Genomic DNA, 14246 nt, shown 5'->3' on the forward strand with positions numbered 1-14246 from the left:
ACCGACCGTCAGGGCTGCACATGCAGCCCTGACTTCCATTCACTAAACTGCTTCAGCCTCAAGAATTTCATGATTACTCATGGCCACCAATGATTTTCCGAGCAGCCATTCCAGCTCTTTGTCTGCGTCTGTACCCAGTTTTTCTTCAATCAGTTGGTACATCCGTTCTAATCCCTGACGAGACACTTCTGTAGCGCGTTCAGCCGAAACAATATGGTGGAAGAGAAACCGTAGAATCGCAACAAACTGGTTATGCTCCAATGCATTAATCCAGCTTTTACGGAACGCACCCACACCGTTTTCCAGCTCCAGATAAGATGTGAACAGAAGGAATATTTGCCCATTCAGGGCGGCAGCAAAATCTGTTTTTTTCGGGAAGTGATGACTGATTCCCGTACGGGAAATTCCGGTCTGCTGGCTAAGTGTCGTATATGACATACGGTCATAGCCAAGATTCAGAACCTGATCGACTACGGCATCTAAAATTGTCTGAATAGTAACTTCTGTTTCTTCTCTGCTACGCTTGGGCATAATGTGACTCTCTTAAAATCAGGCGAGTCTCCACCTTCCCTTCAATCACTTCATTTCAAGGTAAGAGTACTTCACCATCATGATAAATTTGAAAAATATGGGAGGCTGATAAATTGCTTATACCGTGACACTTATATCGTGACAATACAGGCCACCTCCATGTCTCCCGTGGTTCAATCAAAAACATATAAACACCATGACATCAGTCCTGCCATCAAGCCGCAAAGATGATCAAACCAGAATCCTCACCGCCTGATTCTTTCCGCTCTGGTAAACTGGCTGAGATCGTGTCATGGGTTCATTCAGGCGTGATTGCATCACCACACCTAAATATACAACACATCATCTCAAATCCATTCATAGGAACAATGACATCTCATAAATTCTGTTACCCTCTTGGCATGGCTCCTGACGATTATGAGAACCAAGTCACATATAAATATTCATAAGCATGATGACATAATACAGTTGCACAAAATTAACGTGCTACTAATCAATAGGATAGCTCACTGGCTATTTATACCCAACTCAGGCTAAAATTAACGATAATATCCAGATATATACCCAAGTCGTCTCAGCATGTAATTCAGAATCTCATGAGACCATTCGGGTATATACCAGGTGACTGAGTGCATTCTATCTCACGAGATCACTTGATTATCAGTTCCTGACAAACGGGGTAATTTTATGAACACAAATGACAATACAGAAAACGAAATCTGCGAAGCCTGTGGAACATTCGGAGAAATTGGCTACATCATCAAAGAAGGTGATGATGTAGCCGAAGTCACCGTACTGGCAAATGGTGCTGCCGCACTTCAGGCAGAACTGGATAAATATATTGCACTGGCAAAACAGGTCAGCGCCAATGTGAAATACGAGGCAACGCCAATAAATGAAGACGCACAAGAGCTTCATGCCCGTTTTCAGTTTGAAGTCAGTGCCGAAAAACTCATTTTCGAACTCAAATCCCGCTCTCTGGTTCGGGGATAAATATTCAGCATAACGACATCTTCTAACAACAGAGTCAGGGTTAAATATGGCTCTGTTGTTATATTTCCGAATCTAAAAATACCTTAAGTGTATCGTCAACTTTTCACTTTTATCCCATCCGGCATCCCGTACTACAATAAATCATTATCTCGATGCTCATCCTCCGGCAGCACCTTTCAGGATTGCAAGCCACCGGGCAATCCGCCATACTGCCTTTATCAACGGTTTAGTTTTCAGGTATCCGGTGCGTTCATTTCTGATCTTATTCATTAGCTTACTGATTTGCGTTTCGCAGACGGCTTCAGCGAAGGCGCTGAATCACTATCAGCTCCTGAATTATCTGGATAATTACGGAAATCTGGATCTCAGTGGTAAACCCTTTAGTGAGTTACCATCGGGGCTCGTCGTCAAACGGGATCTGGACATCTCACGAACTCCTATGCGCGCACTTCCGCGCGGCATCAATATTCAGGGAGGGCTGATTGCAACAAACTGTCAGCTGGAAACTGTACCTCCCGGAACCATCATTAAAGGCTATGCAAATCTGCTCGGCTCCCAGATTAAAAACTGGCCCCGTGGCATCCGGGCTGGTGGCTATCTGAATTTTACCGATACACCTCTGGAAAAATTACCGGCCAGATTAAGAGTCAAAGGTGATCTGAGTGTTATCCGGACGCCTTTAACCGAGCTGCCCGAAGGTCTGATTGTTGAAGGAAATCTGTATATCGGCGGTTCAGGAATTCATGAATTTCCGGAAACCATGACGGTGCAGGGAAATATTTATCTGGGCGGAAATGCTATTCAGAAATGGCCGAAGAATCTCACACTGGGAGGAGCTGTAGCAAGATGAGTCACATCTTGCTACATCAGAACATTTTCAGTCGCTATGGTTTGTTTTTCACCGGATTTGCATAACTGGCCAGCAGATACTCATGTGCACCCTCCGGCAGACAAGCGAGTTTTTCCTGAAGTAAATCCCGTATCGTTTGTGTCACCTCATCGCCTTCACAACCGGCGGCAAGCTGGTTAATCGGAAATAGCTTATAGTGCTGATGAATCTGTCGGTCAATTTCGTCGGCCAGCGCTTCAGGCGTCTCGAAATCCTGTTCAATCACATCTCCGAATGCAACGTGAATACGGCCTTTCTCTCCGACAATACCCTGAATGATACTCTCAATATCTTCAAATTCACTTTTCTCATATGTGCCCAGTGTTGCTTTCTCATAAAGCTCTCTGGCTTTTGCGATATCACAGGGATCATTTTCGTAAGCGATTGCAACCGGCACAATTTTCAGCGATTTTGCATAAGTTGCAAAATCGATCTTTTGCTGGCGGCCTTCGACATGGAACATTTTCAGAATCGCCGGATCGGTAAAATCATTCCCATCTTTAGCTCTCCCTTCACGTTGGGCTATCCAGATAGAGTGACCGGTGTCCAGCGAGTTTTTGATATAACCGGACAGTGTCGCCAGCGCTTTCATCATTTCCCGCGGGCCTTTAGCCGAACGCTTAACAATGAAGCTTTTATTGAGCTTCATCAGCTCAGTAGCACAAGGCTTGCGCAACAGGTTATCACCAATCGCAATTCTGACCGTCTGATGTCCGGTGATATGCAGACCATAATTGACCAGAGCAGGATCCATCGCGATATCACGATGGTTTGAAACAAACAGATAAGCCTGATTTTTATCCAGCTTATCCAGACCGGAATAGGTTACACCACCACTGGTAGTTGCTAATGTTTGTTCCAGATACTTTTTCACTTCAAGCTGGATTGCTTCAACAGAAGTCAGTTTCCGCCATTTCAGCTTCAGATAAATTTTTACCCATGGGCTGATCAGTGTCTGTAACCATTCAGCATGGTGTTTAAACCGGTGCTGAACGATCGCGTGAATAAATTCATCATCCTGAATCAAACGATGAATAGCGGCAGGAATTTCCGCATCTTCATAAGGGCGAATTTCTGCATAGGGGTCTGTTATTGATGTCATTGTAATACTATATTCGAAAAAAACTGGCTCATTCTACGCGGACTTTCCCCTGATCGCAGCTATTGTTAGAAAACAAAGAAACTGGTCTGACCAGAAGAAGTAACAATGGAGAATTATTCGGGTTCGGTGATGAAAATCATTCGTGCAGTTTAAACAGGAATCATCCGGAGCCACAAATACAATAGGTTGAATATAGTTTAGTCCATTTGGCTTTTTATGACGGACAAGTTAACCTATGCGCGTTTAAGCAAGAGAGAATATCCATGCATTACGCTATTCAGGCTGAGTCAGTCACAACAGATTATCTGCAAATGACGTCCCGGAAAAGATCACTGAAACATGTCTTTCTGCTCGTCAGACAAGGGATGGTTTTATTCAAACTGGGCAAATATGAATATGCAGCAGAGGCAGGACAAGCCATCTGGATTCCTTTTCAGTGTCTTCATGCACTAACGATATTTCCGGGAACTCAACTGACACGCATCGAATTTTCAGCCCGCCTGAACTACGATTTCCCGCAACAGGCCGGTTATGTCGAGCCGGGAACATTATGTCAGGCTCTGTTGGAACGCCTGCAACAATGTACTCGTCAGACAGCCGTCTACCCTCACCTGCTTGGGGTACTCACCGATGAAGTGCTGCGCTTTCGTCCCGAACTCCGTGAAAACAGCTTCACCCGACTACTGCAACAGTGGCAGACACAACATCCGGCACCGGTTGACGGCATACCGCCGGAGATACATCTGACTCTGCTCCTACGGGAAGCGCAGAAAAAAATGCAGTCCGGCGCGAAAGCAGCCCAGATCGCCGACCAGCTTTTTGATGGTCAACTGGCGCATTTTCAACAGCTGCGCCAAAGTCTGCTTGGTCTGACATCCTGAATCGCTAACAGGAAGCTGTACGATCGGGCTGCCAGTCATTCACCTTAGTTAGTAACTTACTTCAAGATCCGTATCCGGAACGCAGCAACACGCCAGCGCCATCCCGGCTTGCCGGTCTTTGTCACCTAATGCCGGAACATCGGGCTGGGAAACCTGCCCTTGTGTCACTTTTACCCGACAAGAACCGCATAATCCGGCCCGGCAGCTATTACTGATAGCAATGCCCTGATCTTCAGCCTGTTCCAGCAAAGTTTGCTGATTATTTCCGGTAATTGTCTGCCCGTTAATCGTCAGTGTTACCGTCTGATGTGGACGTTCAGCAACCTTCTGCGCTCCAAAGGCTTCCTGATGGTAATAATTTGCAGGTAATCCGGCTTTCATCAGCAGATTTCTGGCCTTTTGCATGAAACCATCCGGGCCACAGACAAAGACCTGGCGTCGTTCAACATCTTTCACTTGGCGCAAATGCGACAAAGAAAACCGGCCTTTCAGCCCAAACCAGTCTATCGGTGGCTGAGTCAGAGAAATGATCACTTTGAGCCCGGAATACTGGCTGTTCAGTTGCTCTAACTCTTCCCGGCATGGAATGTCATCCACTGAACGGCACTGGTGATAAAACACCACATCATTGACCTGCTGGTGATCCGCCAGATAACGCAGCATCGAGAGCATGGGTGTCACGCCACTCCCGGCTGAAAGCAGGAGCAACGGATGATGACTTGAATCGGATTGCAGATGAAACTGACCGTTCGGATCCAGTGCCTGAAGTACATCACCAATCTGAAAATTATCCAGCAGCCAGTTCGAAACCTGACCACCACTCATCCGCTTGACAGAAATTGCCAGCCTGCCGGGACGGGAAGGGCTGGAGGAAAGCGTATAATGCCGGGCAACCTCTTCTCCGTCCACGATCAATTCGATCGGTAAATGCTGCCCCGGCTGATAGACCGGAATCTGGCCGTGTTGTGGCTCCAGCCAGAAAGTAACAAAGTCCCGGGCGATCTCTTCCCGCTCAACACAAGTCATGGTCTGCCGCTTCGGCTGATTATCCGGATAGTGCTCTTTTTCTTTGTATTCAAGGACCTCAACCACATCACCAGCCTGAATCATTCCTGCTTTGCGGACCGCCAGATTCTGCCCGAAGAATGTGTCGCCAGAGGCATCGCTCCGAAACTGAGACAGTGTTTTCAACGGCTCTTTGGTCGGTTTCAACTGACCGGTTTTCACATCGACCGTCGTCAGAATACAACGGCTGCACGGCTTCACGATTTCAAATTCTGCTTCACCTATCCGAATACGCTTCCAGCTATCTTCTGCGAAGGGTTCGGTGCCAGAGACAACAAGATTGGTCCGAAACTGCTCCATCAAATGGTGTTCGGGGCTGCGCCGGTTGAGTTCATCCAAAGAACCCTGACTAATCACCAGCAACGGATAGCCGTCGGCAAAACCGACCGTATTACCGACCGACTCCCGGTAGCGGTGCGAATGTTCCCCGGTAAACAGCAACTTCACCGGCCGGCCAATAATGTGACTGAACCAGTCATTGGCCTCATTCGTTGTCGTATAAGCTGCAAATGTGTCTTTCCAGACCGTGGTCGAGACTTCTTCCATACTGAAGTCCTGATAACGAATTCGCAGCGGTTCACAATCCTGTGCCTGAAATACCAGTCCGTCGGGCATCACTGCCGAACGGACTTTCACCATCTGAGGAAACTTTCTTGCGGTGACCATGCCACCATCGGTAAACGCCAGCATGAACCGCCGGTCAAATGCCAGTCCTTCTGTATCAGCCCAACTCTGTGAAACTGAAATACCACCAACCGATTTAACCGGGTAAATATTAATCTGAGCAATTGTTGCTGACGTCATTGTCCTTCCTTTGGCTTTTTATCTATGGTTGTTATTTTCAGACGTATCATGATAAATCAATCAACCGGCAGTGACGACTGCATTTTTCGGAACGGCCCGGAATTAATGGGTGAAATCCATTACTTTTTCTTCTATGATTCACACGCATTCGCGTCATGTTCACCGATCCGATCAGTGGTGGACTGACATTTAACATCAGAGACAAAGGTGGAAATGTTTCATGACAACACTTACGTTGACCCGCCCCGACGACTGGCATGTACACCTCCGTGATGGAGAAGTTCTGGAAGACACAGTGCGTGATATCAGTCGCTATAATGGCCGTGCACTCATCATGCCCAATACCGTTCCACCAACCACGACAACGGCAATGGCTCAGGCTTACCGGCAAAGAATTATGGATGCTCAGCCACGTGCGGGTTTCTCTCCGCTGATGTCTCTTTATCTGACGGACAAAACCAGTCCCGAAGAGATTAAGCAGGCCAAGTCATCCGGGCTGGTTGTTGCGGCCAAGCTCTATCCAGCCGGAGCCACAACCAATTCCGATTCCGGCGTTACTTCCGTCAAAAATATCTACCCGGTGCTGAAAGCCATGCAGGATGTCGGTATGTTGCTGTTAATCCACGGCGAAGTCACCACGAACGATGTGGATATTTTTGACCGGGAAGCCACGTTTCTGAAACAGGTTCTCGCCCCTATCGTTCAGGATTTCCCTGAGCTCAAAATCGTGGTGGAACATATTACTACCGCAGATGCGGTCGAGTTCGTGACTCAGGCCGGAGCAAATGTTGCTGCGACAATCACAGCACACCACTTATTGTATAACCGTAATCATATGCTGGTTGGCGGCATTAAACCGCACTATTACTGTCTGCCGATTCTGAAGCGTAATACCCACCAGCAGGCACTGATTCAGGCAGCGACATCCGGAAATCCCAAATTCTTCCTCGGAACCGATTCCGCTCCTCATGCCAAAGGAAACAAAGAAAATGCCTGTGGCTGTGCCGGATCTTATACAGCTCATGCAGCCATCGAACTGTATGCCGAAGTTTTTGAGCAGGCAGGTAAACTGGAGTTTCTGGAAGGATTTGCCAGTCATCACGGACCAGACTTCTATGGTCTGCCCCGCAACACTGAAACCATTACGCTGGTCAAAGAACCCTGGCAGGTTCCCGAAGTTATGCCGTTTGGTTCCGAAACCGTCGTTCCGATCCGGGCCGGTGAAACCATTGCATGGCAGGTGACATCCGATCACTGATTCAGGCCAAGGCTGAATCACGCTCTACATTGGCAAAGTCCGTCAGGACTCTGCCAATGTGATGGAATCTCCATTATCGGGCTGTGTCGACTCAGGTTGTTGTCTGGAAATAACATCATCGATCGCATCGGATAGTTTACCTAAGTCTAATGGTTTGGTCAGCACCATACTCATCCCGGCATCCAGACAACTTTGTCGGTCCTGTGCCATCACATTAGCGGTCATCCCTATCACTTCAACCCGATCACCCAACTGATCCTTAATAATTTTAGTCGCTTCAATCCCATCCATGACCGGCATCTGCATATCCATAAAGATAATATCATAGGAAGATTTCAGAGCGGCTTCGACAGCTTCTGCACCATTCGTAACGTGCTCTGCTTCGTAACCCAGTTGCTGAAGGAATGCCTCAGCGACCAGACGATTCACTTCATTATCTTCAACCAGCAGAATTGAAAGCGGTATACGGTTCGCTGACTTTTTATCTGCGATCCGGTGCGCTTCATAGTCCGGTGTTACGCTATCGGCTTCAACAACCGGAAGCGGTATAGTGAACTGAAATTCAGCGCCGGTTCCCGGTTCACTGGTTACCGAAATATGTCCCTGCATCGCACTCACCAGCCGATAACAGATTGCCAGCCCCAATCCGGTTCCGCCAAAACGCCGGGAGATCGATGCATCTGCCTGAGAGAAAGGCTGAAACAGTTTTTTCTGATCGGTAGCCGAAATACCAATCCCCTGATCCCGGACGCGGACATTCAGCGCATAACGATCCAAGTCGGTGAATTCACCACCGACGATAACATCCACAGAGCCCCGCTCACTGAATTTAATCGCATTACTTAAAAGATTCAGCAAAATCTGCCGGATGCGGGTACTGTCACCCCGGCAGGCAAGCGGCAGTTGCTCGTCCAGATACAATGTCAGGTTTAACCCTTTCTCTGACGCTTTGCTCTGCATCAAATCCACAACATTCTGAATCACCTGAGGCAATTCAAAAGGTGCCTCATCAAGATAAACTTCACCTGACTCAATTTTCGACAGATCAAGAATATCATTGATTACACTGAGTAAAATATCGGAGCAACTGCGGATAATCGCCAGCTTATGCTTTTCATCCTGCCCCAGAGAAGATCTTTCAAGCAATGTCAGCATCCCCAGAATACCATTCATTGGTGTTCTGATTTCGTGTGACATGTTAGCCAGAAATTCACCTTTGGCCTGATTTGCCCGTTCCCGCTCCTGAATCTCCAGTTGAATGGTATGACTCATCTGATTGAATCCATCAGCCAGCGTGGAAAATTCATCCCCCGGATGAATCAGAACATGATAGTTATAATCGCCATTACGGATATGCCGGGTTGCATCCAGTAACTGCTGAATCTTTTTCGAAATATCTCTGGAGAGCCGTAATGAATACAACCCCATAACTAAAAACACGATCAGCGGCAGCACAATGGCCGTGATATAAGTAATCTGCTCCCACAGAGCTGCCTGTCGCAGGCGCTTTTCTAATAACTGTTCTTCTGCCCGGATAAAATCGTCTTTGACCTGACGCATTTCATCCACCAGCTTTTTTCCCTGTTTCTGAGACATATGCTCCCGGATATGCTTAAACCGCTTAAGTGGAGGAAGCTGCTCGTCCATCATCTGGAGCTGATGTCCGGCAACCTGATGTGTCCACTGGTGATAAAGCGCTTCAATCCGTTCCAGTTTACTGAGCTGTAACGGCGTATTCCGGGACAGAATTTTCAGTTGATGGATCTGATTACGCCAGCGTTGACCGGCATTGTAATAAGGTTCCAGAAAATCATCATCGCCGGAGAGCATATAACCCCGCAGCCCGGTTTCCTGATCAATAATCAACATCATCACCTGATTTGCCCCGGCAATGGTGTGATTTGCCTGTTCCACCCATTCGGCAGTCTGTTGCTCTTTATGTAAGGTATAAATAATCAGTAGGCTGATTGTCAGCAACATGACCAGATGCAGGCTATAGCTCAGCCGGATTTTCTTCCCGAATGGCATACTCCCCGAAAGCAGACCTTTCATAAGCACTCCTTACGATGAAGAATGATCAGCAGTCTGACCATGAACGTAGCCTGTCATTTCTGAAAGCAACTGCTTATAAGCATCACTAAAACGCTCATATAAGGCCAGCAAATCAGCATGATCGGTATTCAGCGCGCCCTGCTCAATCTCGCCAAGATACTCTGCGACAATCTCTGCCCCAATATCAGCTGCCAGCCCTTTCATCGCATGGCTCTGTCTGCGTACCGCTTCCTGATCATGCTTGTGAACATAGTGTTGCAGTAACTCCTGCTTCTCTTGTGCGCTTTCCAGATACATCTGGGTAATCTGCTCCAGAAGTGCCTCATTATTCATCATCCGACTAAGCGCCCCACTCCGGTTCCAGCAAATCAGCTCCGGCGGTTCCCCGCTATCTTGCTGAGGGATATTTTCAGTTGTCCCGTTGCTGCCGACCTGTATTTTACTGGCAGAGCTTTCCATCAGTATCTCCTCTGGCTCAGATGCTTCGCTCGCGGATAAACACAGCAGATCATGTACAAACTGAGTTAGTGTTTGCGAATATTGTCCGAGCTTATCCAGCAAGCGTTGCTGGCGTGGTGTCGAAGCCTCTTGATGACATAAACCTAACGTTTCCTGAACATCATCAAGCCGGAGCTTCATCTCATTCCCCAGATAAGTGACGGTTTTCTGCTGCTGTTTCAGAGCCTCAACTTCTTGCTTATATTCTTGCGTCAGAACCCGGCTTCTTTCTGTGACCCGCTCTTCCAACCCCTGAATCAGCTTCAGCAACTCTGCCTGATAAGCTTTATACTGCCCGATATCCCGGACCATACAGGCGATACCGACGGCGTAACCTTTATCCATCACGATAGGCGAAAAGCTCACCGAAACCGGGATCAGCATTCCGGTCTTCGTCACTGCCTGAAGTTCTTCTGTCATCGGTTGCAAGTCGGCTTTCATCCGCAGCCAGAATTGCAGATAATCAAAATCTTCAAACAATGTCAGTTGGCTGGCTTTCGTTCCCAGAACTTTACTGGCCGGATAACCGAATAACTTTTCTGCAGCTTCATTCCAGATAGAAAAACGTCCGGCCATGTCCAGCCCAATCACTGCATCGACAGAACCACTGATAATTGCCCGGTTTTGCTCTTCCAGATACCCCAGCCGCATCCGGATACGGAAGGTAAATGCAGCAATTGCAATCAGGACAAGAACCGAGATGGTCGCGCCTGCAATGGTTGCCCGGCTAAAATTATCTCTCTCCAACAATTCGGCATGATGGAATTGCTCCGAGAGAAGCATATGAATAACAATCCTGCTGGAGTGGATACGAAACTGATGACTGGGAATTCCCAATGGAACCGACTCAGAGGTGACCAGATAACGATCTCCTGTTTGTGTATCGGTATACCAATACACATCCGGATAAATATCACCTAAAGGAGAATCTTTCTGATAATCATGTTCCCAGCTATGAGAAGAGTGCAGTTCACGCCCAAACTGGCGGATCTGATCCGCGTGATAAATAAAACTGCCGGATTCAGTCGTCAGTATAGGAATCAAACGCTTTCTTAATGCGGAAGTCACGCTCTGTACCAGTTGTTGAGCATCAAAATCAACCACAAGCTGTCCATACTGGTGCTGTTCGTCAGCGTGATAGATCGGCATGCCGACCCGGATAACCGGCTGATAGGGCAAACGAATATGACCGGCTTCCCGGCTTAAACCGATCTCAGAAAAGTACATATCACCCTGAGCCAGTTGACTGATTTCCCGAAAATAATCCTGATTCGACTGATTCATTGAGTCTTCTGCGGTAGCCAGCTGAACCTGCCCACCCTTTTTAGTAACAGTAATGATTTCCTGCCCGTCGGCCAGAATCACTCTCATTCGGGTGACAAAATTATACTGTTGCATCATCGAGATAAAGATGGTCTGCAGCCGCTGCTGCCATTGAGGAAATTCAGTTCCGTCAAGCGGATCGGTACCACCATGCTCAGAAGCACGGACTAAACCGCTAACCGGAGGTGTGCCATACAGAAAACGTACCAGCCGCTGCTGCTCACCGCTGACATCAGAAATAATGCGTTCAGCGACCCGGACACCAGCCTTCAGATCGCCATGGGAAGCGTCTTCCACATTTGCAACAACCTGGGTGTGCTGGTATCGGCTGAGTAAAAAAATGACAGAAATCCCTGCCACCACCAAGAGAGAGAAAAAACTGACAACACGCCAGTATTGTGCCAATTTCAGCATGAAAAGTCCTTCTTTCGCAAATTCACGAAACAAATCCCCAGCCTTTCATACTCATGAAACAAAGACGTGACTTTTATCATTTACTGCGAAGGGTAGTGATCCCGAAAGCAGCATTTATTATGCTTTGAATAAAATGTAGACACGGTTGCCCTATAAATCTACTTCTCTCTCTCATCCCTGTGAATAATCTCAATAAAAATACTGATACCGCATGAGTACACGTTATCAAAACTAGACTATAGTTACCCTGAAAGGGGATACATCACTGATAACACACACCGCAGTGTCTGACCGGACTTCCAGTGACTCTGCGGATAAAGAGTGATATCTGCCTTAATGGCAATACAGGATAAGGGGAGCATGTGGAAACAAAGCATAAATCACTTTCCGAGTGCCAGGTACTCGTAGTCGATGATGAACCCGGGTGCAGAGTATTACTCTGTTCTCTGATCGAACAATATATTCCATGTGACTGTGTGGCAACCGGGGAAGAAGCCATTGACTACTGTCTGGAACATCAGCCGGATCTTGTGGTTCTGGATATGGAAATGCCGGGGATGAATGGCCTTGAAGTCTGTCAGGCACTCAGGGATAACCCGCTCACAGCCCTGATTCCGGTTATCTTTGTCACCGCATCAATGGAAGATGAAATACAGAACCTGTGCTGGGAAGTCAGGGGGGACGATTTTATCCGCAAGCCGGTCAATGCGACGACATTACTGTACCGGATTAAACACCATATTCGTTATAAACTTCAGTTTGAGCTGATGGAAAAACTGACTTTCCGGGATCAACTGACCGGCCTGTATAACCGGACATACCTGTCTGAAGAGGTGCCGTCAATCTTACGCCAGTGTATCCGGGAACAACAACCGCTGGCAGTGATTATGCTTGATGTTGATGATTTCAAAATCTTAAACGATTCATACGGTCATCTTTTCGGTGATGTGGTTCTTGAAAAAGTCGCACTTGAAATTGCCCAACAGCTATTCCGGCCAACCGATATTGCTATCCGGTATGGTGGTGAAGAATATCTGGTCATTCTGCCGGATACCGATATTAAAGGTGGAATTTATGTGGCAGACCGGATACTCAACAGTGTCAGAGAAATTAACATCAAGAACAATGTTTCCTATTCTGATGTATTAACACTCAGCGCCGGTATCGCGGCATCTTCTCAACTGATGGTCGATGATCTGACGCCGCTGCTGAAAGTAGCCGATGAGAACCTCTATCTGGCAAAAAATTCCGGGAAAGCACGTTACATTGCATGAAACACGCAGGTAGCTTCCTAAAATAGCAGACTGATCTTATTCGGCAGTTTGGGAACGGCTAAACAGCCGTTTTCCCCATGTCCACACGACGGCTAAAATCAGACCTGCCACCAGCCCGGCTATACTCTGAGCAACAATCAAGCCCAGCGACTGCATCATGTACATATCAGGCAGCAAATGAACGAGTGATTCAATTCCGTGATGGAGGAACGTCACCTGATGGGCAATAATGCTGCCACCAACGAGAAACATTGCCAGTGTTCCAACCACGGTCAGCAGTTTCATAAACCGGGGCGCAGCGTGAATCAGCATTTTACCGAGCACCGACAAAATCCCCTGATTCCGGGAACGCCGCTCAAGATAGAAGCCGAGGTCATCGAGTTTGACGATTCCGGCGACCAGACCATAAACCCCGGCGGTCATTAACACGGCAACAAAACTCATCACCAGAATCTGATCAAGGGCGGACTGTCCCTGCACCGTTCCCAGAGCAATGACAATAATCTCTGCCGACAGAATAAAATCCGTCCGGATCGCTCCGGCAACTTTGCGTTTCTCATACGCCTCCAGAGAAAGAGATTCATCGGCAGCCTCATGTTCATCATCCCCGGCGTGATGAGGCGCATGACTACATTTCTCAATTACCTTTTCCGCACCTTCAAAGCAGAGATACAAACCACCGATCAACAGTAATGGCATAATCAGCCAGGGTGCCACCTGACTCAATCCCCAGGCAATTGGTACCAGAATCACTTTATTGCGTAACGAGCCTTTTGCTACAGCCCAGACAACCGGAATTTCCCGCTCTGCCGCCACACCGGATACCTGCTGGGCATTCAGTGCAAGATCATCGCCCAGAACCCCAGCCGTTTTCTTCGCCGCCACCTTAGACATTACCGCAATATCATCCAGTAGCGTCGCAATATCATCAAGAAGAGTTAATAAACTTGCTCCGGCCATGACAGATTCTCTCATCAGATAAAAACGCAAAATTTATCATGACCTGATTCACTTTGTAAGACAAGCACATAAACCGGGTACAACAACAAACCTTAATCAGCCGATTTGCAGCATTTACATTCTGATCTTAAGCTTGAATATACCCTTGAACATATACCTAGGTGATCTCAGATAAGTACACCCAATAAAACAACGACTCAGA

Annotated in this window: 11 protein-coding genes; 5 read left to right on the top strand and 6 right to left on the bottom strand. The window is 47.5% G+C overall.

Annotation, left to right across the window (positions count from 1 at the left end; genetic code table 11):
• Positions 1–42: 42 nt before the first annotated feature.
• Positions 43–531, bottom strand: a complete 489-nt coding sequence (locus tag OCU74_RS20385) for a TetR/AcrR family transcriptional regulator (protein ID WP_087482928.1) — start codon at positions 529–531, stop codon at positions 43–45.
• Between the two features lie 687 nt (positions 532–1218).
• Here OCU74_RS20385 and OCU74_RS20390 point away from each other — a divergent pair.
• Both OCU74_RS20390 and OCU74_RS20395 read left to right on the top strand, forming a co-directional pair.
• On the top strand, positions 1219–1524 hold the full coding sequence (locus OCU74_RS20390; RefSeq protein WP_087482927.1) for a YfcZ/YiiS family protein: 306 nt from the start codon (positions 1219–1221) through the stop codon (positions 1522–1524).
• Positions 1525–1768: 244 nt separating this feature from the next.
• Positions 1769–2374 carry a hypothetical protein gene (locus tag OCU74_RS20395; protein WP_234993649.1) on the top strand — a complete coding sequence of 202 codons (606 nt, stop codon included), beginning with the start codon at positions 1769–1771 and terminating at the stop codon, positions 2372–2374.
• A gap of 34 nt (positions 2375–2408) precedes the next feature.
• On the opposite strand, the gene OCU74_RS20400 is transcribed toward OCU74_RS20395, so the two are convergent.
• Entirely contained in the window at positions 2409–3515 is a 1107-nt protein-coding gene (locus tag OCU74_RS20400) for a 1-acyl-sn-glycerol-3-phosphate acyltransferase (RefSeq protein ID WP_087482926.1), read from the bottom strand.
• 263 nt (positions 3516–3778) lie between these two features.
• Between OCU74_RS20400 and OCU74_RS20405 the strand changes: the two genes are divergently transcribed.
• Positions 3779–4396 carry a hypothetical protein gene (locus tag OCU74_RS20405; RefSeq protein ID WP_087482925.1) on the top strand — a complete coding sequence of 206 codons (618 nt, stop codon included), beginning with the start codon at positions 3779–3781 and terminating at the stop codon, positions 4394–4396.
• Positions 4397–4444: 48 nt separating this feature from the next.
• On the opposite strand, the gene OCU74_RS20410 is transcribed toward OCU74_RS20405, so the two are convergent.
• Positions 4445–6265 (bottom strand): hybrid-cluster NAD(P)-dependent oxidoreductase, encoded by a 1821-nt coding sequence (locus OCU74_RS20410; RefSeq protein WP_087482924.1) that lies wholly within the window; start codon positions 6263–6265, stop codon positions 4445–4447.
• Between the two features lie 220 nt (positions 6266–6485).
• Here OCU74_RS20410 and pyrC point away from each other — a divergent pair, with 220 nt between their 5' ends.
• Positions 6486–7523 carry a dihydroorotase gene (gene pyrC, locus OCU74_RS20415; protein ID WP_087482923.1) on the top strand — a complete coding sequence of 346 codons (1038 nt, stop codon included), beginning with the start codon at positions 6486–6488 and terminating at the stop codon, positions 7521–7523.
• 42 nt (positions 7524–7565) lie between these two features.
• Here pyrC and OCU74_RS20420 read toward each other — a convergent pair whose 3' ends face one another.
• Together OCU74_RS20420 and OCU74_RS20425 are read right to left on the bottom strand one after the other, a co-directional pair.
• Complete coding sequence (locus tag OCU74_RS20420) at positions 7566–9575, bottom strand: ATP-binding protein (RefSeq protein ID WP_087482922.1); 2010 nt, start codon at positions 9573–9575, stop codon at positions 7566–7568.
• A gap of 9 nt (positions 9576–9584) precedes the next feature.
• On the bottom strand, positions 9585–11810 hold the full coding sequence (locus OCU74_RS20425; protein WP_087482921.1) for a PAS domain S-box protein: 2226 nt from the start codon (positions 11808–11810) through the stop codon (positions 9585–9587).
• Between the two features lie 362 nt (positions 11811–12172).
• Here OCU74_RS20425 and OCU74_RS20430 point away from each other — a divergent pair, with 362 nt between their 5' ends.
• The gene (locus OCU74_RS20430) at positions 12173–13084 is read left to right on the top strand and encodes a GGDEF domain-containing response regulator (RefSeq protein WP_087482920.1); all 912 of its coding nucleotides are present in this window, start codon (positions 12173–12175) and stop codon (positions 13082–13084) included.
• A gap of 36 nt (positions 13085–13120) precedes the next feature.
• Here the strand turns inward: OCU74_RS20430 and OCU74_RS20435 are convergent, their stop codons facing one another.
• Positions 13121–14044 carry a DUF808 domain-containing protein gene (locus OCU74_RS20435; RefSeq protein ID WP_087482919.1) on the bottom strand — a complete coding sequence of 308 codons (924 nt, stop codon included), beginning with the start codon at positions 14042–14044 and terminating at the stop codon, positions 13121–13123.
• Positions 14045–14246: the final 202 nt, after the last annotated feature.

Source organism: Vibrio mangrovi (genome assembly GCF_024346955.1).
Classification (GTDB): Bacteria; Pseudomonadota; Gammaproteobacteria; order Enterobacterales; family Vibrionaceae; genus Vibrio; species Vibrio mangrovi.